The 20591-nt window shown below is 61.3% G+C and carries 19 protein-coding genes; 14 read left to right on the forward strand and 5 right to left on the reverse strand.

Annotation, left to right across the window (positions count from 1 at the left end; genetic code table 11):
* From ATE67_RS16710 to ATE67_RS16735, 6 genes are all read left to right on the forward strand, one after another.
* A complete protein-coding gene (locus ATE67_RS16710; RefSeq protein WP_058817808.1) occupies positions 1 to 879 on the forward strand; it encodes a helix-turn-helix transcriptional regulator in 879 nt (292 codons plus the stop codon).
* Positions 880 to 1310: 431 nt separating this feature from the next.
* Complete coding sequence (locus ATE67_RS16715) at positions 1311 to 1982, forward strand: TetR/AcrR family transcriptional regulator (RefSeq protein ID WP_058807920.1); 672 nt, start codon at positions 1311 to 1313, stop codon at positions 1980 to 1982.
* A complete protein-coding gene (locus ATE67_RS16720) occupies positions 1979 to 2902 on the forward strand; it encodes an alpha/beta hydrolase (RefSeq protein WP_058807919.1) in 924 nt (307 codons plus the stop codon). The genes ATE67_RS16715 and ATE67_RS16720 overlap by 4 nt, the downstream gene beginning before the upstream one ends.
* The gene (locus ATE67_RS16725; RefSeq protein ID WP_058817809.1) at positions 2899 to 4038 is read left to right on the forward strand and encodes a saccharopine dehydrogenase family protein; all 1140 of its coding nucleotides are present in this window, start codon (positions 2899 to 2901) and stop codon (positions 4036 to 4038) included. The genes ATE67_RS16720 and ATE67_RS16725 overlap by 4 nt, the downstream gene beginning before the upstream one ends.
* Positions 4039 to 4092: 54 nt before the next feature.
* On the forward strand, positions 4093 to 4287 hold the full coding sequence (locus ATE67_RS16730; RefSeq protein WP_058807917.1) for a hypothetical protein: 195 nt from the start codon (positions 4093 to 4095) through the stop codon (positions 4285 to 4287).
* A 77-nt stretch (positions 4288 to 4364) separates the two neighbouring features.
* A complete protein-coding gene (locus ATE67_RS16735; protein WP_197411982.1) occupies positions 4365 to 5138 on the forward strand; it encodes a fatty acid desaturase in 774 nt (257 codons plus the stop codon).
* Positions 5139 to 5237: 99 nt separating this feature from the next.
* Here the strand turns inward: ATE67_RS16735 and ATE67_RS16740 are convergent, their stop codons facing one another.
* Complete coding sequence (locus tag ATE67_RS16740) at positions 5238 to 5807, reverse strand: TetR/AcrR family transcriptional regulator (RefSeq protein ID WP_058817810.1); 570 nt, start codon at positions 5805 to 5807, stop codon at positions 5238 to 5240.
* Between the two features lie 136 nt (positions 5808 to 5943).
* Between ATE67_RS16740 and ATE67_RS16745 the strand changes: the two genes are divergently transcribed.
* Positions 5944 to 6672 (forward strand): hypothetical protein, encoded by a 729-nt coding sequence (locus ATE67_RS16745; protein WP_058807914.1) that lies wholly within the window; start codon positions 5944 to 5946, stop codon positions 6670 to 6672.
* 204 nt (positions 6673 to 6876) lie between these two features.
* Here the strand turns inward: ATE67_RS16745 and ATE67_RS16750 are convergent, their stop codons facing one another.
* Positions 6877 to 10062 (reverse strand): bifunctional cytochrome P450/NADPH--P450 reductase, encoded by a 3186-nt coding sequence (locus ATE67_RS16750; protein WP_058817811.1) that lies wholly within the window; start codon positions 10060 to 10062, stop codon positions 6877 to 6879.
* A 5-nt stretch (positions 10063 to 10067) separates the two neighbouring features.
* Complete coding sequence (locus ATE67_RS16755; RefSeq protein WP_058807912.1) at positions 10068 to 10772, reverse strand: TetR/AcrR family transcriptional regulator; 705 nt, start codon at positions 10770 to 10772, stop codon at positions 10068 to 10070.
* Between the two features lie 219 nt (positions 10773 to 10991).
* Between ATE67_RS16755 and ATE67_RS21740 the strand changes: the two genes are divergently transcribed.
* Positions 10992 to 11402 carry an acyl-CoA thioesterase gene (locus tag ATE67_RS21740; protein ID WP_082660456.1) on the forward strand — a complete coding sequence of 137 codons (411 nt, stop codon included), beginning with the start codon at positions 10992 to 10994 and terminating at the stop codon, positions 11400 to 11402.
* A 262-nt stretch (positions 11403 to 11664) separates the two neighbouring features.
* Here ATE67_RS21740 and ATE67_RS16765 read toward each other — a convergent pair whose 3' ends face one another.
* On the reverse strand, positions 11665 to 12627 hold the full coding sequence (locus tag ATE67_RS16765; protein ID WP_058807911.1) for a helix-turn-helix transcriptional regulator: 963 nt from the start codon (positions 12625 to 12627) through the stop codon (positions 11665 to 11667).
* A gap of 307 nt (positions 12628 to 12934) precedes the next feature.
* Between ATE67_RS16765 and ATE67_RS16770 the strand changes: the two genes are divergently transcribed.
* Genes ATE67_RS16770 through ATE67_RS16785 form a run of 4 tightly spaced genes read left to right on the forward strand, consistent with a single transcriptional unit; the run spans position 12935 to position 17219 of the window.
* Positions 12935 to 14968, forward strand: a complete 2034-nt coding sequence (locus tag ATE67_RS16770; RefSeq protein ID WP_197411656.1) for a TonB-dependent receptor — start codon at positions 12935 to 12937, stop codon at positions 14966 to 14968.
* 10 nt (positions 14969 to 14978) lie between these two features.
* A complete protein-coding gene (locus ATE67_RS16775) occupies positions 14979 to 16124 on the forward strand; it encodes a PepSY-associated TM helix domain-containing protein (RefSeq protein WP_058807909.1) in 1146 nt (381 codons plus the stop codon).
* Complete coding sequence (locus ATE67_RS16780) at positions 16121 to 16315, forward strand: hypothetical protein (RefSeq protein WP_058807908.1); 195 nt, start codon at positions 16121 to 16123, stop codon at positions 16313 to 16315. Before ATE67_RS16775 ends, ATE67_RS16780 begins: the two co-directional genes overlap by 4 nt.
* A 22-nt stretch (positions 16316 to 16337) precedes the next feature.
* Positions 16338 to 17219 (forward strand): alpha/beta fold hydrolase, encoded by an 882-nt coding sequence (locus tag ATE67_RS16785; RefSeq protein ID WP_058807907.1) that lies wholly within the window; start codon positions 16338 to 16340, stop codon positions 17217 to 17219.
* A 187-nt stretch (positions 17220 to 17406) separates the two neighbouring features.
* Here ATE67_RS16785 and ATE67_RS16790 read toward each other — a convergent pair whose 3' ends face one another.
* The gene (locus ATE67_RS16790; protein ID WP_082660459.1) at positions 17407 to 18699 is read right to left on the reverse strand and encodes a tyrosine-type recombinase/integrase; all 1293 of its coding nucleotides are present in this window, start codon (positions 18697 to 18699) and stop codon (positions 17407 to 17409) included.
* Between the two features lie 485 nt (positions 18700 to 19184).
* On the opposite strand from ATE67_RS16790, the gene ATE67_RS16795 reads away from it, so the two are divergent.
* Together ATE67_RS16795 and ATE67_RS16800 are read left to right on the forward strand one after the other, a co-directional pair.
* Positions 19185 to 20228 carry a hypothetical protein gene (locus tag ATE67_RS16795; protein WP_058817813.1) on the forward strand — a complete coding sequence of 348 codons (1044 nt, stop codon included), beginning with the start codon at positions 19185 to 19187 and terminating at the stop codon, positions 20226 to 20228.
* A gap of 80 nt (positions 20229 to 20308) precedes the next feature.
* On the forward strand, positions 20309 to 20503 hold the full coding sequence (locus tag ATE67_RS16800) for a helix-turn-helix transcriptional regulator (protein WP_058817814.1): 195 nt from the start codon (positions 20309 to 20311) through the stop codon (positions 20501 to 20503).
* Positions 20504 to 20591: the final 88 nt, after the last annotated feature.

A 20591-nucleotide genomic window follows, 5' to 3' on the forward strand; every position in this document is an offset into this window, starting at 1 on the left:
ATGACTGACCTAATTCCACCAGAAAACATCAAGGAATGGATTCCTGGGCGCAAGACGGTCGACAGCTCCGCGATGGGCTGGCGCGGCATTACCTTGATGGGGTATCGATATAGCGGCCTTGAAGTCGAAATCCCGCCTATGCGGGACTACATGATCGTGGTCTATCAAGAGGCGGACACTTTCATGCGCCGACGTTGCAGCGGCCCTTGGCAAGCCGAGAGACTTGGCCCCGGGGCCGTCTCGCTCCTTACGCGAGGCGCGCAATCAACATGGCAGTGGGACGACGCTATCACCGTACAGCATATCTACCTTAGCCATGACGTCATCATCGATGCAGCAGCTCAAATCTTTGATCGGAATCTCGCGGCCATAGAGATTGATGACCGCATCCGCAGCAATGATACTGTGATACCTTCATGTCTCGCGATGCTCGAGCGGGAATATCGGGGTGCTGGAGTTGGAGAAACCCTGCTGATTGACGCGCTACGAACGCAGCTCGCCGTTCACATAATCAGAAACTACGCCGATATTGAGATCAAGGAGGCCCATGGGGGAGCCTTGGGGTCGGGCCTCAGAAAGGCAGTATCCGAATATATCGAGGAAACATTGGCGGATGGTATCCACCTTGAGGATCTGGCGTCTACCGCGGGATTGAGTCCGTTTCACTTTTCTCGCAAGTTCAAATTGGAGTTCGGCGTGACGCCGCATGCCTTTGTGGTTCAGCGTCGAATTGAACGAGCGAAGTCATTGCTACTCTTGAGAAACATCCCACTGAAAGTGGTGGCAGCCGATTGCGGCTTTTCCGACCAAAGCCATCTCAACAGAACGTTCCGCAAAGCGCTGGGTGTAACCCCGGCCGAATACCGCCGCTGCATTTAATGACTGCAACTTGATCGGCCGAGCGGAAGGAAGCTGTTCGCTAGGTTCGCCACAACGCTCTCGGTGAGCAGGCGATGCCGGCGACCCGCCTGTTCAACAACATGCTCTGAACGACCGGGATCGGCCTGCGTTCGACCGCGTACAAACGGAGCTGGGAGTTGCTCAAATTGAGGAACGTTGGCCGACGTTGGGCCGCCTGGTCGATCAGTCCCTGAACACCTTGAACGTTTGAAGCTCACCCCCGTACCGCGCCATCCGCAGCCTTTAACCTGCCGATCCGGCTTCGCACATGCACCGCTGCATTCAAGCGGAAATCTCTCCTGAAGGCGCATCGACGGCAGACCCCGTCATCCGTGCGCAATTTAATTGACATGCGTTGATTAATGATCAACACATGTCAATTATGAGATTGAGGAAAGCGATGGCACGATATGGTCAGTCATAGCGCAGCGGCGCCTTCCCGGCGCGCTCAACGGCGCGTAGAGCAGCCGCGCAGCGGGGATGAGCGGGAGCGCGCGATTCTGGCCGCAGCAAAGGTGGCGCTGAAAGCGCGGACTTTCGATACGATGTCCATCGCGGAGCTGGTAGCCAGCGCCCAGGTTTCCCGGCCGAGCTTCTATTTCTACTTTGCTTCCAAGGATGCGTTGCTGGCGACATTAATCGAAGAAGTACTGGAAGAAATCCGGTCGAACCTGGAACTGGCCAATGCCCGCGAGGGTGCCGATATGCGCGCACGGGTACAAGAGGGGGTCGGACATGTCGTCGTGGCTTGGTTGTCCCACCCCGAGATACTCTGTGCCGCGGTCGAACTCAGCTCTCGTCTGCCCGTTGTGGAGGACATGTGGCGTCGTGCCGTTATTGGTAGTGTGGAACTGTTCCTCCACCGCCTTGATCTGGAACAGATATCCCGGGACCCCGAGACGCTACGTCGGCAGGCCCATCTGCTCGCCTGGGGACAGGAACGCAATCTCTACAACTTGGCGAAATCCGGCGGTGACGCCGCAGCATTCGAGGCACTGGCGGTCGACCTGACCGAGATGTGGCATTCCGCATTGCTCGTCCCAGCCACTTTTTCGCTGCAAGCAGAAGGATCAAAACGATGACGGCAACTGCGCGCATCGACGTCGATTTTTACGTACGCGGCGTAAAATGCGCTGCCTGGCTCTACCTTCCCGACAATTTTGCCGGGGGGCCCGTTCCCGCGGTAGTCCTCGGGCATGGTCTCGGCGGTGTGCGCTCGTGGCGTCTCGACAATTTTGCCCGAGCCTTTTGTGCGGCCGGCTATGGTTGCCTCGTGTTCGACTACCGGGGTTTCGGCGACAGCGATGGCTCGCCGCGGCAGGTCGTTGATCCGGAACAATTGCTCGAGGACTGGCGCGCGGCTATCGTCTATGCCCGCTCCCGCCCCGAATTCGATCCGGACCGCATCGTCCTGTTCGGCACCTCTTTCGGCGGCGGCCACGTAACCCGCTTGGGCTCCGAAGATGCGAGAATTGCGGCCATCATCGCCCAATGCCCTTTTCTGGATGGGGTGGCCTCATCGCGTCTGACGGATCCGGTTCGCGGCCTCCGACTTCTCGGGCCGGCGATACGCGATGTGATCGCGCGCCGACGCGGCGCGGCGCCGGTTCTCGTCGACATCGGCGGGCCACGCGGCAGTAAGTCTCTGGTGCTGGCGGATCAGGCCGACTTCAACGCCATGATCCCCGAGGGTGTTCAGAGCGAGACCCAAGTTGCGGCGCGTATCCTGTTTTCCATCATCGGGTATCGGCCTGGATTGTCGACACCGGATATAAGCTGCCCGGCCCTGTTCATTCTGTGCGAGGGTGACCGGCTGATCCCCGTTAAGTCTTCACTGAGCCATGTACGGCGGGCGCCTCGCGGCGATATTCAGGTCGTGCCGTACGGGCACTTCGACATTTATGATGGAGCGCCGTTCCGCGACGTGCTCGCCAGAGAGCTGGATTTCCTGGCCCGGCATGTGCCCACGGCCTCATCTACGTCGACCGGGCAATCGCAATGAGCGGACCAGCGCGGATCGTCGTTTTCGGTGCAACCGGCTACACAGGAACATTGGTGGCGCGCGCGCTCGTCGAACGCGGCGCACGGCCGGTTCTGGCGGGACGGTCCCGCGACAAGCTGGCGCGGCTGGCCGATGCCCTGGGCGGGCTCGAAACGCACATCGCCGATGTCGCGCACCCCGCTTCAATCCGCGCCGCCATCGGGCATGGCGACGTCCTCATTTCGACGGTCGGCCCCTTTCTGCAATGGGGGAATGCGGCGGTGGAGGCAGCCATCGACGCCGGAGCAAACTACCTCGATTCCACCGGCGAGCCCGCCTTCATCCGCAAGGTGTTCGAGCATTATGGACCACAGGCGCGCCTGCGGTCATCAGCGCTGATGACCGCTTACGGTTTCGACTGGGTGCCGGGCAATCTCGCCGCCACCTTGGCCCTCACCCGTGCCGGCACTGCCGCAACCCGCGTTGAAATTGCCTATCTGCTCAACGGCACCAGCGCGGAGAGCGGCGGCGCGGAGGCGAGCGCGGCCGCCGCGATCATCGCGCCATCATTTGCCTTTCGCCAAGGTCGTCTGGTCACCGAGCGGACAGCTGCCCGCGCTCGGCGCGTCGCGGACGCCTCCGGTAAATCTCGTTGGATACTTAGCGCGGGCGGCACGGAACACCTCACATTGCCGGAGCAATTCCCCCATCTGCGCGATATCGAGGTTGGTCTGGGCCTCTATGGTGCTTCATCGGCAGTGGTTCCCTATGTCTCGGCAGTGCTCAACGCCGGCATGCGCATTCCCGCCGTGGCGGGTGGCATTCGCCGTGCAATGGCGCGCAAAGCGAACGGATCTTCGGGCGGGCCCAGCGACGAGGCGCGTGCCGCAGGATCAACCAGCGTGATTGCACGGGCATGGTCCGACAAGGATGAACTCTTACAAACAACCATCCTCACGGGAGTAGATGGTTTCAGCTTCACCGCGAACTTTCTAGCTTGGGCTTCGATCCAGGCCGCCGGGGGGATTATCGGAACGGGAGCCCTGGGACCGGTGCAAGCTTTCGGGGTCGACGCGCTGGAAGAAGGCGTGCGCCAGAGTGGCATCACTAGAGCGGATCGCCGATCGGATCAGTCGCTGATTGCGAGCGCGATATGATGAGTCCTGTTCTGACGCGCCGATCTGCTGTGGTACTCAGCTGAAGGATATCACATGCGTGTCGTCGGTTTCTTATTCGGCCTCGGACCGATCCTGTTCGGGGTCGGTTTTCTGGCGCCCGTCATCGCTGCTGCGATCACCGCGAGCGGTCTCGATGCACCGGCCGGCCTCAGCGCCGTCCAGTTCGGGCTTCTTACCGGCATCATATTGGGGGTGATCGCGCGTCAGCGGAGGACATGGCTATGGTGACGGAAACAAATACACCGGGCCTGAGGGCTCGCGAAAAGGCGATCGCCGAACAATTCATCGGCGGTTTTCCCTGGATCATGGTGATCTGGCCCCTAGTCAACACGAGCCTGTGGCTCGCGTTGTGGCCGCTGGTCATGACGGGCGCCCTGCCCCTATGGGCGGGATTTCTGATCGCAACGGTCAACATGACCGCCGCCTATCTGCCATCGCACGAAGCCCAGCATCACATCATCGTGCCGGAAGGATCGCGCTGGCACTGGTTCAACGAGTTTATCGGTTGGTACGCGCTGATTCCCATGTTCGCCCCCCTTACCGTCCTCCGGGTGACCCATTTCGAACATCATCGGCACACGAACGACCCGCTGCTCGATCCTGACATTCCGATGGCCGCAAACAGCGCCTGGGCCGCAATCGGCAGAGCGCTTGTAAAAGGGCAGCCACGCCACGATCGCTACGGCATGACATTGCAAAGGCTCGGGACATCTGGCGCCAAGACAGCCTCGCTTCACGCAATGCTTGCGAAGGCCGTGCAATATTCGATGCTCGCCGCGTTGGCATGGAGCGGACATGCGCTTGAGGCGCTGCTGCTTTGGTGGCTGCCGCTGAAAATCGGCTTGGTCTATATCAACTTCTACCTCAGCTGGGCGCCGCATCGGCCGATGACTGGTCGCGGCCGGTACAAGGACACGCGTGCCTTCAGCAGCTTCTTTGGCAATATCGGCTCATCGGGCATGCAATATCACATCATTCACCACCTCTATCCGACGATTCCGCTCAATCGGCATCCGGCCGCCTTTCGCGCGCTTCGCCCGATATTGGAGGAGCGCGGCTGCGATCTAGGCGGATTGTAACTTCCTTCGCTTGCGTGACCCGTCGCCTTGTCGCACTCGTCACCGACCGCACCTGCTCATCGGCATTGCGCACGTTCTTCGCACGACGCGGAGCGCAACCTAACCGCGAAGGTCGGCCGCTTGCAACGGGGGGAAGCCCTTCACATCCTGGCGTGCGACCCAAGCTGCCATTTGTCGGATGGTTCGATCGTCAACAGACGTCCCGAGAATGAGGATGCGGTAAAGAAGTGGCGCGGCTGCCAGCTCAAGAATCACGCGCGGCGAAACATCCTTGGGAAGTTCACCCCGCATAACTGCACGCGTGACGATTTCACCGCTGTCCGCAAAACGCTGCTCCCAGAATGCGGATTTGACGCGCGCGGCCTCTGGATCGACCCTTGAGGACAAAAAGAAGAAAATGCTGCGGATAGCGGGATCGGCCAATATGCTGGCGATACCCTTTAACATCTGTTCCAAGTCGGTTTGGAAACAACCTGTATTGGGCGTTGGCACCCTCACCCGCATCTCTTCGAGCATGAGCGCCAGGAGAAGCGCGGCCTTCGTAGGCCATCGGCGGTATATCGTCGTCCGGTTGACGCCCGCGCGCAACGCGATCTCCGGAATCTCGACGCCGTTCAGTCCACGCTCTGCCAGCAAATCGAACAAAGCCTGGCGGACCGCCGTTACCACTTTTGTCGAGCGGCCCCCCGGTCGTCTACGCGGCCCTCCTGTCTTTGCCTCACTCGACGCTCTCATATTGGTTGCCTCTCGGACCTAATGCAACTATAGTTGCTTTTATAACATTGACAGAGGGACTGGCAAGCCAATGACGATCGATCTTGAAGTCTTCATCAACGGCGAGGCCGTATCACAGGATGCAGTCTCGAGGTGGGAGCAAAATAGCGCTCGCAGGGCGCTCCGCAGACTGGGCCTCCGGGCCAATCATATGGATCTTGCAGAGCTTCGTGCAGAGCTGCGCGCCCGCAAGCTGAAGCTAGGGCATTCCGGCATCCGCAAGCTGCTTCGGCGCGAGCTTGCAGTCTCGGATAAATATGCACGGCTTGTCGCGTGGCTGTCGCGCGGCGGTCGCAGATATAGCGTGATTGAGATTGTGTCGCCTGAAGGGTCCGCGGCGGCGTTCGCTAATTGGTTTGAGGAACTCGCACATCGGAACCGTGAAGATGTCATGGTTGCGGCGGCACCCGAGCATTACCTCATTGCCACCGACGACGCGGGCCGGCAGGAAGTTATCGAGACGAACGGGGGATCGCCAATGGCTGCTCGTTTCTTGATCGATTACGCCGATCTTTCCACTCTGCGCTCGACACGCGACACCGATTACACAGCACAGGTCGCGGGTGTGGCGCGATCACCGAATGGCACGGCGATAGGGGGCGTTCGTCACCAGTTCCGCGACGAAGGAAGCGGCTTCCGCGCAAAGCTGACGGTTGAATTTCCTACCCTCATCCTGCCGTCGGTCGTGAGTGGACATAGATGGCATCTCGCGTGTGAATTCTCGAACTGGATCAGAACTGCTGTTGCCGAACTTCGCTAAGACCATGCGGGCGATTGCGTTCGCGGGTCGCGCGTGTTGACGTTGCAGACAGCGCACGCAGCGCGTTTCCTCAATGGCTTAGACCTGCATCGAGACGCCCGGCGCGCTGGCCTGCGGGCTTCGAAGACGGCCGGAGATCTGCTCAGATTTATAGTCGACCTCTAAAGGGCGCGGATGCGATTTCGGACCTGCCAGACTCCCACTCTATTTGCCAAAGCCGAAGACATCCTGCTGGAAACGCCCTTGTGCAATCAGGGTCTCAAGCCATGCCGAGCCTTGCGCATGCTCACCGCAGACCTGCTGCATCCAGATGCGGATCAGTGTATTGCGGACAGCGGGTGCCATGAACTGCCCGTCTCCACACAAATATATATACCCTCCAGCTTCGAGGGCCGCCCAGACGACCTCCTGCTTAGCCCAGAGGGCATCCTGAACAAAACGCCAGGGATGGCTTTCGACTGCGGAGAAAGCGAGATGCAGGAAGGCGAGTCCCGTCGTCTCCCAGCGCTCCATCTCGCCGCGGCAAAGCCAATCATGATCCGGGTGGCGGCAGCCGAAGAATAGATGAACTGATTCGATAGCCGCGCCCGCCATGCGCTGCGCCTCTCGCTCCTGCAGAAAGCCGCGCAAAGGCGCGAAGCCCGTTCCGGGCCCGATGAGGATCATGGGAACCGCAAGGTCACTCGGCGGCGCGAACGGCGGGTTCGGCTGACGGACGTAAGCAAACACCTCGGCCCCAGCTTCCGCGCTCGCCATATATGCGGACGCAAAGCCACGGTGCTCCCCCAGCCCCGACCAAGCAGGTGCCGCGGTGGTGCCGACGATCAGGTCCACAACATCAGGCGCAACCAGGGGGCTTGAAGCAATCGAATAGAAGCGGGGCGCAATCGCGGCCGACAACTCGATGAGGTGCGCCAGGTCGGCCTCGATTGCCGGATGGCTCTCGTAGAGATCAAGCAGGGTCAGCCGTTTTCCCGCCACCGAGGCATCATAGTCATTGGCGAGCACAGCAAGCTCGGCACGCGTTTTCGGGCAACGTGTCGCGCCTCCCAAAACATCGAGCGCGCGTTTTGGCGCCGGGTCTGACAGCTCGACGAAGTCGGTAAGCAGCTGCCTAACGGTCAGTGTGCGGCCGAGCGGCAAATGACGAAAGCGGCCACCCTGCCCGTCCACTGCTACCTGCAAGGCCGGGTCGAGTGCCATCCGGGCCAGGGCGCGTTCGACAAGATCCGGGCGGTTTCGGGCATAGACCGCGATATGGTCTCCTGCGCGATAAGTCTGCCCTTCGGGCAGGCGGAGCCGTATCAACCGTGTCGAGGGCCGTGGCGGTTCTTTCACGAAATCCCAAAGCCCGTCGGCGGACCGGACGAGTTCGGTGTTCGAGACCACGGCAAAGCGCTGCGCATGCTCGGGCAGCGCAGACGCTCGAAGGTCGCCGGGTTCAACCAGCCGAAGCGCCAGCTGCGCGTCAGATGCGGCGGGTACGCTCTTACCCCCGAGCGCTTGCCACAGGTCGCGAACGAAGCTTCCAACCGCGCCGTCGAAATCCGCCTGGCCGTCGGCTTCTGCACGGGGCACGAGTCTCGTCGCACCTGCGGCTTCAAGCGCCGCATCGACCCGCTTCGGAAAAGCCTGATAATTCGGCCACTGTGAATTGCCGATACCAAGCACCGCAAAACACGCACCCGCCCAGTCGTCCGCGACGAAAAGCTCCGCGTCCAGCGACTTCTCAACCTCTTTGGCTGAATCCGGAGCGCGCCCATTATAAGTGGCGGTGACGATCACGATCAGCTTGTCTTCGGGCAGGTCACCGCTTTGCAACGCGTCGTCCATTGGTCGAACGGCGACATCAAATCCATCTGCCTCGGCGCGCTCGGCGATTTCTTCAGCAACATCGCGTGCCGTCCCGAGTGACGAACCATAGAGGACGACGAAACGCTGGCCAGTGCCGGTGATGGAGGCGAGAGATTCCTCGGTCGCCGCCTGATTTAAGGGCGCGGGTGAATTTCGCTCGTGCGCTCCGCGAAGCCGGATACGCATGCGGAAATCATCGGGCTTGATCGACAATGTTTCCTTGATCCGGAGCTTGTAGGAGTGCGGATCGCTGATCGCGAACCGGCGCAGCAACATTGCAAGGGCGATCTTCGCCTCGACCATGGCAAATTGGCGTCCGATACAGGCCCGTTCACCATTGCCGAACGGCTTGAAGGCATGGGCATGGCGCGCAGCCTCGGCGTCCGGAAGCCATCGATCGATATCGAATTCTTCAGGCTCGGCCCAAGCGAGCGGATTGCGGTGCAAGCCGGGAGTAAAAATGTTGATTGGCCGGTCTTTGCGCAAGTGCCACCCATTGCCGATAATCTCGTCATCGAACGGCGCGACCTGAAATGCCGGGGCTGTGGGCCATAGCCGGAGTGCCTCCTTGAGAATTCGCTCGATCACCTTGAGCTGCGCGACCTGTGAATAATCGGCCCGTGCGTCGCCCGGCAACACACGGTCAACCTCGGCATAAGCCTGGGCTAGGACCGACGGATTTCGGAGCAGATAGCTGAAGGCGAAAGTCAACATACCGGACGTCGTTTCATGCCCCGCGATCAGGAACGTGAGGACCTGGTAGCGGATGTTGAGGTCATCGAGCGCCTCCCCCGTTTCCGGATCGACCGCATTGAGCATCAGGTTGAGCAGATCCTTGCCGTCGGACGGTTGCCGGCGTCGGTCGGCGATAATGCCGTCGACCAGTGAATTCATCTGGGCGATATCCGCTTCATACCGGGCCCTCGCACGCTGGGCAAAGCGCTGCTGGATAGGAAGCCGGGTAATCATGTTTAGCGCCTCTTCGAGCGCGCGGCCCAGCGCGACGAGAAAGTCGTCAAGCTCGTCGCGGCCAAAGCTGTCGAAGCGGTGGCCAAAACCCGCGATCGCGATGGAATCGATCGTCAATCGCGTCATGTCGTCGGCCACGAGTACATCGGTTCCGGCCAGCTTTTCCCATTTGGCGACCAGTTCGTCGCAGACATCGACGATCATGTCGAAATATCCACGCATCGCGCCTTGACTGAATGCGGGGAGGAGAATGCGGTGCGCCTTGCCCCAGTTCGGCTCGTCGCTGAATGCGGTGAAGAGTCCGTCGCCGGCAAATTTGCGGACCACCTGCAACGCCGGGCCCGGCATTTTGCGGAAACGCTTTTCGTCGGAGAGTTCGGCAACGAGGTCGGGGTCCGTAACAAATAGCGAGACGCGGTCGCCGAAGCGGATCTTGAAGATTCCCTCGGGCGTAGTGCGACTGACTTCTAGCAATCTGCCGATCAGTCCTCCGCGCGCGATCTGGTGCAGATGCCCCACCAGGGGAAGGCCAGGCGGCGACGGAATTGGCTTTCGCGCATTGGACATCGTGCCTATACCCTCCCTTCGCGTCTTTGACCTTGCAGTGTCGCCACCTCGGCGCTCGCAGTATCGGCGGAGGCGCCCTCTGCTTCGATGCATCCATCAGCCAAACCCATCAGGGCGCGCAGCGTCCGCACAAATGTGAGTTCGGGCGCCGCGGCCGTTTGGCGCCGGAGGGCAAGGCCACGCCAAAGGTCAAGGAGCGCCTCAGCTGCGCCTCTCGCAGCCACAGGCGGATCGATGGAAAATCGCTTCGCGAGATCGGCCAGCAGCGCTTCGAACAAGGCTACCATACGCTGCTCGGCCTCTTCGAACTTCTCCCCGAATAAAGCATCTCTGTTTGCATGAAGCCGCAATTCGGTTGCGAGCGCGGCCCATTCACGCTGCGCGGCGAGCGTCCGAAGCCATACGGTAAGTGCGTCAAGTGTGCCCTCGACACTGCTTCCGGCCACGGCCTCCGCTACCGACGCCAAGCTGGCATGTTGTTCACCCATGTGCCGCTCGAGAAGAACGAGGAGGAGAGCGTCTTTGCTCGCAAAGTTCGAGTAGAAAGCTCCTTGGGTATAGCCAGCGGCAACACAGAGAGAGCGAAGTGAAAGGCCGGGTATCGACTGGCTCACAACCATCTGTTCGGCGAGATCGAGTAAGCGGGCACGCGTTGCGGCCTGGCTGTCGACCCGGCGGACTCGCGGCGTTTTGGCGCGCGCCAATTGCATCTTGCCTCTCCCGACCTTTCAATTTCAGATTTCATATGATATCTGAGTTATCGCGAGTCAAGCTTGCACTGCCCGCCGCAGGGAAGCGGCGAAGGCAAGCCCGGCGCGCCGGACACCGCTGAGCGAGGAGAACATGATCATGGCGCACTTCAGCTTCAGGCATCATCGGATATTGGCATTATCAGCGCCCGCCAGAGCGGGCGGGCTCGCTCCAAACTGATGAGCCCTCAGCATCATGGTCGGGCATTACGCCACCGGCATGAGATCCTCGTAACGTCGGACATGATCGACGAGCTCGGTCACGTGAACAACGCTGTCTATCTGCGATGGGTACAGGAAGCGATTTCGCATTTCTGGCAGAAGACTGCACGACCGGAAGATCTGGCGAGGATTGTCTGGGTAGCGTTCCGGCACGAGATCACTTACCGACGCCCGACCTTCGAGGCCGAAAGGGTGGACATCGAGTTATGGGTCGCAGATTATGCGGGTCCCCGCGCCATCTTCGAACTCCGTATCGGGCAGCCAGGCGACGTGCGCGCGGAAGTTACGAGCACCTTATGCTGCCTCGACCGCTCAACCCGGAAATTGGTGCGCGTGACGGGTGATTTGGCAGGTCGCTTTTTCGCCTGATCTCGATTCCTAACTTTTCGTTGAGCAGTTTTCTCCGCGTTGACGACAAACGAGACGATCGATTCCCAAGCCAACCGGGTCAGCCGCACTACCGTTCGATGCGTCGGAATATCTGGAGCGCCCAGAAAACAGATAATCAGCGTTCCTCCCACGATCGTTTGCCAAACTCCTGGGGACCGTGCACAATTTCAGCAGGGTGGTCGGCCCTGGGAGATTTTGACACCAGACGCGGTCGTTGGCCTGAGAAGTGATGGTCGACGCCTCAATGAGGCAAGATATGAGCATCCTTCCGGTCCAGCGATGGCGGAAGGCCGAAGTGCCGACGATAGGCCGCAGTGAAGGCCGCGGGGTTGGTGAAGCCGACCCGATATCCTGCCTCGGCGACGCCCACGCGGTGCTCGACGATGAGGATACGCCCCATCTCCAGCCTCCGCGCCCGCAGATAACCGAAGACCGTGGTACCGAATGCGGCCTTGAAATTGGCCTGGAGCGTGGTGACGTTTATCCCCAATTCCCTTGCAAGTTCGAGAAGCTTTGGCGGATCGACGAGATTGTGATCGAGCATAGCGCGGGCATGGACCACGCGGTCATAATGGCGCCGCCCGATCCGTGCGACCAGTCGCTGTTCTTCCTGGAGCATCGACGCGGCTTCGAGAATGAACCCGAGCGCCTGTGCTTCACGGTGAATGGCCCCGAGCGCCCCGGAATAGGGTTGCCGGAGCGTGTTTTCCGCAAGATCAATCAGCTTGCGCGACGGAGGCAACAGCGAAGAATGCAGGCCCGGGTCGAGATAGGACCGCAGCACGTCAAGTCCGCCGTCGTCGACGAGATCGGCAAACCGGTCGAAAAAGCACGGGCGCAGGGTGACACCGAAAGCGCGATTATGCTGCATTGCTCGCCAGGGGCGACTGCATGACAGCCTATCGCCGTAACCGACAACGATGACCCGCCGCGGTGGCGAGACGACAGGAGGATAGCCCACCACCTCGAGCGCGGCGGCCTCCCCTGCAAGCATGATCGCACATGAGATCGAGCGGTCTACTTCGACCTCGATTTGGCTGTCTGCGGTGTAGACAAGGTCGTACGCCGTTAGAAGCAGCCCGGGCTGCAATTCCTCACCAAAAACGGTGCCGGACATGGCCGGCGTATCGATCCGGGAATCGGGTCGCGCGACATGGCTGATCGTGACGGCGCGCTCGGCGGCGGCCCGGACGAGGTCTGACACGGAAAAATCGCCCGAAATGGCAGGTATTAGGAAGCCCGCTTCCGATCTGCTTGTACTCTCATGACGCATCGACCTGCCTCGTTCCCGCGCGACTCATTTCTCGCAATGGAATTTCCGTTTTTCTGCATAGCGCGCGCGATGGCGCACAGCCAGATTAATCGATAATAGGAATTAGTCGCAAGTGGATCGAACTTTGCGACGGCCGGTGCACGGCCCGTGTGGGTTTATCAGGGAAATGACATAAGGTCGGCCTGCCCCATCGGCGCCAAGCGCCAAAAATGGGGCGATATTCTGTATGCGGAAAAATGTGTTGTTTGTGATCGGCGCGGCCTCCTGTGCGCTCGGCCAGGCTGGAGCAGTGCGAGCCGAGGATGCGCCGACGGCGCCGGATGACATCATCGTCACCGGCGAGCGCGCCAATCGGACCCTGCGCGAAACCGCAGCAAGTGTTTCGGTATCGACGCGGGAGGATATCGAACGAAAATCAGGGGTCTGGTCGGTCAACGAATTGCTCGACCGCATCCCCAACATCATCGCGACCGAGCCCGGCAACGACATGCCCGCCGTGCGCGGCGTCGACGGAACGGGTCCTGGCGGCGGACCGACCGCCTTCTTCGCCGGAGGCCGGCCACGCTTCAGCTATCTGGTCGACGGACGCACGCTGAGTTTCAACGAAGCAACTTTCGGCGATACGAGCCTCTGGGATATCGAGCAGGTCGAGGTCTATCGCGGGCCGCAGAACACTTTGCTCGGGCGCAACGCGATCGCCGGCGTCGTCGCGATCAAGACCGCCGATCCGACCTTCGACTGGCACGGCGCAGCGCGTGGGGTCATCGGCAACCGGGACGAGGTCCAGACTTCGGCCGCCATTGGCGGCCCGATCGTGTCCGACGTGCTCGCGTTCCGCGCCAGTGCCGACTGGCAGCGCAGCCAGAGCTTCGTCGATTTTCAAGGCTATCCGGGCACCGAAAACCCCGGCCGCTACGACACCAAGACGTTCCGCGGCAAGCTGCTGCTAACGCCGGCGGAGGGCATCCGCTCGCTTCTCACCCTTTCCTACCAGGACGGGAAGGAACCGCAGTCGAACTGGGTCAAGCTGCCGTTCGAGCGCGCGATCTCGATCGATGCGGGTTTGCAGCAGCCGGTGTTCCGTTCGCGCAACTCGACCGCGATCTCCGACACGACGTTCGACCTTACTGACGGGCTGAGCCTGCAATTGCTGCTTTCCGCCACTGATTTCCGGGTCAACCGCTATGCGCCCGCCGGGACCGGCAATGCGCAGATCGACGGCGAAGAGTATATGGCCCAGCCGCTGCTCCGCTACGGCACCCCGGACGGGCGCTTCTCGGGGTTCGTCGCCGCCTATATCTTCCGCGCGCGCCAGGACGAGACGAACGACCTGCTCGGCGGCGGGGCCTATCGCGACAAGACTGACACGACCGCGGTGTTCGGCGAAATAACGGTGAAGCCCGCCGACCGGCTCTCGATCATCCTCGGCGCCCGCTATGAAGAAGAAAAGCGCTATCGCGTCGGGGCGACGGGGTTCCTCGTCACGGACTTTCAGGAAACCTACAAGGAGTTCCTGCCCAAGGCGACGCTGTCACTCGACCTCGCACCCGAAGTGACGGTCGGCGTCACCGCGAGCCGAGGCTATAACGCCGGCGGCGCCAGCATCACCCTCTCGCCGCCCTTCCAGGGCTATACCTATCGGCCCGAGCATGTCTGGAATTTCGAAGGCTTCGGGCGCGCGGGATTGGGCAACGACCTGTCGCTCACCGGCAATATCTTCTACAGTCGTTACAAGGACATGCAGCTCCCCCTCTATCTGACCTCGCTGTCGATCGAGATCCGCAACGCCGAACGCGCAACCACGCAAGGCGCCGAGGTGGGCCTGAGCTGGCGACCGTCGGAGAAGAATGAAATTTTCGCGAACATCGGCCTGCTCGATACGAAGATCAATCGCTACAGCAGCGATCCGCGGGCAGTCGGGAAGGAATTGCCGCGGTCACCCGCGTTCAACTTTGCCGCTGGTTTCAGCTTTTCTCCCGACGACCGGTTCGAGCTCGGAGCCGACGTCCGTTACAGCGGATCCTATTTTTCCGAAGTGCTCAACGTCGAGCGCGCGAAGGTCGGCTCATGGGCGGTCGTCAATGCGCGCGCCGCCTACAGCATCGGGCCGGCGAAGCTGTTCCTGACTGCGCGCAACCTGCTCAACAGCAACAAGGTCGTCTCGAAGGGCCTTGGCGCGAACCCGTTCACGGGCATGGACGTGCCCGCGCTCGACAATGCGGTCCTCCTCGAACCGCGGAAGATCAGCGCGGGCATCGAACTCCGGTTCTGAAGGACGGGCGATGGCGCTTTCGCAAACGGGCATAAGGCGGTGGTATCTGGTCCATAAGTGGACCAGCCTCGTCTGCACGGCGTTCCTGCTGATGTTCTGCATCACCGGACTGCCGCTGATCTTTCACGAAGAGATCGACGAACTGACGCGCGCGCCGGTGATCGCGGCGAAAGCCGAAGGCAACGCCAGCCTCGACGCCGTCGCGGCCGATGCGCTGAAGGATCATCCCGGCTGGCATAATATCTTCGTCGCCTATGACGCAGACAAGCCGGTCATCTTCGCCGCAGTGGGCCCGACACCGCTCGCGGGCGAGGATGAGGGCAAACTTTATCTCTACGACGCGCGCAGCGGCAAGCGCGTCGACGCACCGCCGTTCAACGAAGGGGTGATGGCGTTCCTGCTCGATCTCCACGCCCATCTGCTGCTCGGCATTCCAGGGCAGCTTTTTCTCGGACTGATCGGCCTCGTCTTCCTCGTCGCCGTGGTGTCGGGGGTGATCGTCTACGCGCCCTTCATGCGCAAGCTCGCTTTCGGGACGGTGCGCAAGGACCGCAGTCGGCGGCTGCGATGGCTCGACACGCATAACATGGTCGGCATTGTGACGCTCGGCTGGGTCAGTGTCGTCGGTCTTACGGGCTTCATCATCACAATGACGCTTCCGATCACGATGATCTGGCAGATGGACGAGCTTGCCGAGATGGCGGCGCCGTACAAGGATGCGAAGCCGGCCGCCAAGCTGACGTCGGTAGACGCGGCGGTCGCGACGGTCCGTGCCGCGGTTCCAAACGCCAAGGTCAGCCTCGTCTCCTGGCCCGGAAGCCAGTTCAGCACCAAACATCATTATATGGTCGCGCTCGCCGGCAATACGCCGCTGACCGAGCGGCTGATCAACCCCGCGATGGTCGATGCCGAAACCGGCAAGCTCACCGATGTCCGCTCGATGCCTTGGTATGTAAAGACGCTGTTCGTGTCGGCGCCGCTGCATTTCGGCGACTATGGCGGCCTGCCGCTCAAGATCATCTGGGGGCTACTCGACATCGCGGCGATCGTTGTGCTGTGGACCGGACTTCGCCTCTGGCTCGGACGGCGGAAGGTGCCGATCGAGAAGCGCGTCGCGGAATTGCAGAGCGGCGGCGAGACGGAGCCCGCCGCATGACGGTGCGTGCGAAAGGCGGCCAGTCCGGCTGGCGCATCTTCCGCTGGCCGCTGCTGATGGCGCTCGCCAACGCGGTCGGGCTGGTCGCGGCGCTAATCGGCGACGGCTGGTACGACATCGTCTCTTGGGCAACGCTAGGGCTGACGCTCGTCGTGATCGCGGCGTGCTGGCGTGGATGGCGCGGGTCATGACGCACGGCACGACCTCCGCAGCATGAGCGATCACCCGCTCGGCACCAGCCGGGCCATCCAAACGCGCGACGGCCGCAGCCTCCACGCCATGGTCAGAGGCGAGAGCGCCCCCGGCGTTCCGACGATAGTGTTCGAAGCCGGTCTCGCAGCGCCGGGATCCTATTGGGGACTGGTCGCGCCCGAGGTGTCGCGGAGGGCGCGGACAGTGGTTTACGATCGCGCCGGTCTCGGCCGCAGCGAACCCGACAGCCAGCCGCGATCGGTGGCGCGCATGGCCGACGACCTGGAGGATTTGCTGGAAAGTCTTGATGCCGCGCCTCTCCTGCTGGTCGCGCACAGCGGCGGCGCGCTTTTAGTGCGCGAAGCAGCTGCGCGGTGGCCCGACCGTGTGGCCGGGATGGTCTTGGTCGATCCGTCCGACGAGGGATGCGGCCCCGTCTTTTTCCGCTCTTTCCGCTTCACGGAGAAGGTGGTCCATCATGCAAGCTGCATGCTCGCCCGGGTCGGCCTGCTCGAACGTCTCTTTCGAGATCAGCTCGCCCCGCTGCCTGCACGCCTGCAAAAAGAGTTCCGGGCCGAAGCCTTTACCAACGCCGCGATGCGCACGCGGGGCGCGGAATTGAAGGGCATGATCGCGGCGATGAACGGCTGGCGGGATGGTCGGGGACCGAACGCCGCCTTTCCAGTGACCGTGATCTCGGGAGCGAAGGCGGACCCCGGCATGTCGGCCAACTTGCGCGCGGCGTTCAACGCTTCCCATGCTCGGCGCGCGTCCCTGTCTCCCCGTGGCCGTCACGTCATCGCCGCGCGTTCGGGACATTTCATTCCCCTCACCGAACCCGATACGATCGTGGCCGAAATAGCGCGACAATTACAGGGGGCTACCACACGGACTTCGACCTAGGGGCACGTCTGCACACCAGACAATGGTGGCGGCTGCGCGCACCGTCTGCTGCATCGGCCACGATTGGGATCATTGCGCCGCGTCATCGCATAGGCTGGCAAAATCGGGCATATATGCCGAGCAATCGCCGGGCTACTGTGAGCTCGCAGCCCAAGCTGTACGGGCCGCCGCACCTGTCGGGTCGTGCTTAGACAGAGCGGTATCGATGAGGGATCACGCGCTGCTCCAGGAGCGACGCCCAAGCGCCAAGGGCCTCCTTTCGCGGCTCGAAGAGTTCTGACTTGTTGTAGACGCGCATGATCTTGGATCGCGTCGCGGTCGCGACGTGGTTGAGAATGCGGTCCGCGACGTGAGGCGGAACTCCCAAAATTTCACAGGCGTGAGTGTTGAAGGTGGTCCGGAGATCGTGGACCATCCAATGCGGCATCTCAGGCGCGTTTTCGTCCTTCATCCGATCTATGCGAGTATCTTGAATTGCCTTGTCCAATCTGCGCCGCCCCTTGGTGAAGCCGGACACAGGCGTGTCGCCCGTCGTGGTGAAAACGAACTTGGATTCCTTCGGTCGATCCGGATGTTTGATCGCTTCGATGATGATAGACCGCGCCAATGCGGATAGCGGTACGCGCAGTGCGTTGTTCATCTTGGTGCGAGCGCTAGGCAACAACCACACAGCTTCACCAGGTGCTTGGTCGGTGGCGAGATCGAGATGCTCAATAGGCATCGCCGTTACCTCTTCGCGCCGGTTAGGCAGCACGATCAGCAACCGAAAAAGCTGATCGAATGGATAGCCTAGCGTGCCCGCGGCGGCCCATATCTCCGCAAGTTCATCAATTGTGTGGAATCGCTCTCGTTCATTTTCCTTTGACGGCTTGCGCACCTTTGCAGCGGGATTCTCGCTCATCACTCCTTCGTCGACGCACCAGTTGAAGAAGGCGGAGGCATACGCCAGGTTCCTATTGGCGGCGATAGGAGCCGTCTTGGCATGCTTCTTCACGAGATCGGAAATCTCGGCTTGCATGATCGAACATGGTTCGCGGTTCAGCAACGTCCGCAGAAGCCCCCGCTTGCCATCGAGCGCGCGCTTGGTCTGTGCTCCACGGCGATGCTGCGAAAGCACCGCCGCGTGATAGTCCTCAATCACTTCGTGCAGCGTCTTGCGGTTGAGAGCAGCGATAGCGGCGGTTCTGCGCGCGACCCGCTTCCGTTCGTTGGGATTGCTGCCTTGGTCAATCTGCGTCCGCGCGACGCGGGCTGCAGCACGAGCTTCGGCGATACCCATTCCTGGCCAGGTTCCAAGCTTGATCCGGCTACGCTGGCCGTTCTGCAGACGAGCCACGAGTGACCAGGTCGAAGAGCGTTCGCCTGCGCGCAACAAAAGGCCCGCTTCCTTGTCGTCCCGAAGCTCGACCCGACGCTTGGGATTCGCACGTACTTTGCCGATTGCCGCCTCAATACCGTTCTTTGTCAGTGATGTAGCCATGGATCGAACTCGAAAGACGACAAAATGGATCTTCTATGGGTGCCGTATGGGTGTCAAAATGACCTTGACAGACGGTGCTCGAACGTACATCAGGACGGAAGAATATGGAAGAGGCCTTCTGATATTAATCATTAAGTTCAGTGATATAAATGAAAAAAGATGGACAGGGTCGGAAGACGACGGAAGCACACGGAATGTGCTGAAAACGACTCTTAATCAGCGGGTCCTAGGTTCGAGCCCTAGTGCGTCCACCAAAACTTCCAAAGAAATCAATGCCTTACTGAGAAGAAAACCTCGGGCGCAGCGCTCCGTGGAGCCTAATTTTCGCTATAGGCTCCGTATAGGCTCCACCCCCCGCGCGACGGGGCCGGAAGCAGCATTTTTACACAGGTTTGGACAACGACACCTAATCACGGTGCTCGCTCCCGAGGCTCGCATCGGAGTTTGCGTTGTCCGGCGGCAGACCCGTTTGCTAGCCTTCCGGCATGGCGAAACCGCGTCCCCCGCAGCATGTTGAAAAGGACTTCGAGGAATACCTCGGGCAGCGGATCGATCAGCTTGGCCTGCCTTGCACGATCGACGACCTTCGCACCTCGGCAATCGCGTTCGAAAATTCCATCGGACTGGTGAACATCCAGGCGAACGTGCTTCTCGTGCTTGGCGCTTCGGCTCTGTTCATCGCCGGCACCGCAATCGCCATCATCCCGGCACCCGGCATGGGCGAACTCGGCTTGATAGCCACTTTTGGCTTGGCGGCATTCCTCCTGCTAACCGCCGGCTTCCGTCGCGGGAAATGGACACGCTACCTGGATTGGGGAGGCCTTCGGCCACTCGCTTGCACCGAACAATCGCACATCGACGACTTGCTGCAGGAGGTCGATGCCGGAAACCATACGGTGATGCGGATCGCCAAGGGCGGTGCGGCAGCCGCCGCGACTCCGGTCTCCCACCGGCCGGCCGATATCGTCATCGGCAAGGATTGTCTGGCGGATCGGCGGCTCGCCGCCACGCTGTTCGGTAGTGCGAGCGTCGGACGGCAATTCGTCGCCATTGTCCCGGAGGCGACCGGCGAGTGGTTCAACTACTATTTCTGGCATCCACCCGTGGCCGACCACTTGCTCGACCTGTTCGACCGCACCAAGCAAATCTATGCGGGCGATACCGTAAAGCGGCTGAAAGTCCGGATCGCGCTGGGCACAATCAGCGAGAGCGCAGCAAAGCGGAGGCTGGACTACAAGGCCCCGCCCCCGAAGGACGTGGTTGTCACCGCCTTCGCCCAAGCGCTCAAGGCTGAAGCTGCCCGCCTGTTGGCCGAGGGTGCAATCACCCCGCTCGAGCAAGCCCAACTGTGCCGCCTCAACATTACTGGCGAGCCCGGATCGGACGATCCTGCCGTGACCGGCAACAGGGGCCGCAAGCCCGAGTCCTGGTTCGTTGAATTGATGGGCGGGCGCTATGCGCCCGTCACCCGCCCGCTGGCCGAAACCATTCAGGACGAACTGAACGTCGCGCCGCGTTTCACCGGCTGAGTTTCTCGCCAATTGGCGGCCAAGTCGTCGACTAGCCTGCCCGAAACGCCATCCTGAGGTCTCCCCGAAAGGAGACTCGCATGTCCGACGAATCGATCCGGCTGCTGTCGATGAGGCAGGTCCAGGCCGTGCTCAATATCCGCTCCCGCTCGACGATCTACCAGATGATCGAACGCAAGACCTTGCCGCCGCCCTGCATCGTCAACCGGCGCGGATTGCGCTGGCGCGAATCCGACATCCGCGACTGGATACGCAGCCTTAAGCCGCGCGATTGAGCCGCCCGGCCGCACCGCGCCCCAGCCAACTCGCCTCCCTTTTCCGCGATCACACGCCGGGCCCTGCCGGTCCGGCTGGAGAACAGCC

The sequence above is a fragment of the Sphingopyxis sp. H050 genome, assembly GCF_001468265.1.
Lineage (GTDB): Bacteria > Pseudomonadota > Alphaproteobacteria > Sphingomonadales > Sphingomonadaceae > Sphingopyxis.

Bases quoted from the DNA above. Each gene is read 5' to 3' on its own strand.
- ATE67_RS16710 (WP_058817808.1), top strand. From the start codon at position 1: ATGACTGACCTAATTCCACCAGAAAACATCAAGGAATGGATTCCTGGG.
- ATE67_RS16715 (WP_058807920.1), top strand. From the start codon at position 1,311: ATGGTCAGTCATAGCGCAGCGGCGCCTTCCCGGCGCGCTCAACGGCGC.
- ATE67_RS16720 (WP_058807919.1), top strand. From the start codon at position 1,979: ATGACGGCAACTGCGCGCATCGACGTCGATTTTTACGTACGCGGCGTA.
- ATE67_RS16725 (WP_058817809.1), top strand. From the start codon at position 2,899: ATGAGCGGACCAGCGCGGATCGTCGTTTTCGGTGCAACCGGCTACACA.
- ATE67_RS16730 (WP_058807917.1), top strand. From the start codon at position 4,093: ATGCGTGTCGTCGGTTTCTTATTCGGCCTCGGACCGATCCTGTTCGGG.
- ATE67_RS16735 (WP_197411982.1), top strand. From the start codon at position 4,365: ATGGTGATCTGGCCCCTAGTCAACACGAGCCTGTGGCTCGCGTTGTGG.
- ATE67_RS16745 (WP_058807914.1), top strand. From the start codon at position 5,944: ATGACGATCGATCTTGAAGTCTTCATCAACGGCGAGGCCGTATCACAG.
- ATE67_RS16750 (WP_058817811.1), bottom strand. From the start codon at position 10,062: ATGTCCAATGCGCGAAAGCCAATTCCGTCGCCGCCTGGCCTTCCCCTG.
- ATE67_RS16755 (WP_058807912.1), bottom strand. From the start codon at position 10,772: ATGCAATTGGCGCGCGCCAAAACGCCGCGAGTCCGCCGGGTCGACAGC.
- ATE67_RS21740 (WP_082660456.1), top strand. From the start codon at position 10,992: ATGAGCCCTCAGCATCATGGTCGGGCATTACGCCACCGGCATGAGATC.
- ATE67_RS16775 (WP_058807909.1), top strand. From the start codon at position 14,979: ATGGCGCTTTCGCAAACGGGCATAAGGCGGTGGTATCTGGTCCATAAG.
- ATE67_RS16780 (WP_058807908.1), top strand. From the start codon at position 16,121: ATGACGGTGCGTGCGAAAGGCGGCCAGTCCGGCTGGCGCATCTTCCGC.
- ATE67_RS16785 (WP_058807907.1), top strand. From the start codon at position 16,338: ATGAGCGATCACCCGCTCGGCACCAGCCGGGCCATCCAAACGCGCGAC.
- ATE67_RS16790 (WP_082660459.1), bottom strand. From the start codon at position 18,699: ATGGCTACATCACTGACAAAGAACGGTATTGAGGCGGCAATCGGCAAA.
- ATE67_RS16795 (WP_058817813.1), top strand. From the start codon at position 19,185: ATGGCGAAACCGCGTCCCCCGCAGCATGTTGAAAAGGACTTCGAGGAA.
- ATE67_RS16800 (WP_058817814.1), top strand. From the start codon at position 20,309: ATGTCCGACGAATCGATCCGGCTGCTGTCGATGAGGCAGGTCCAGGCC.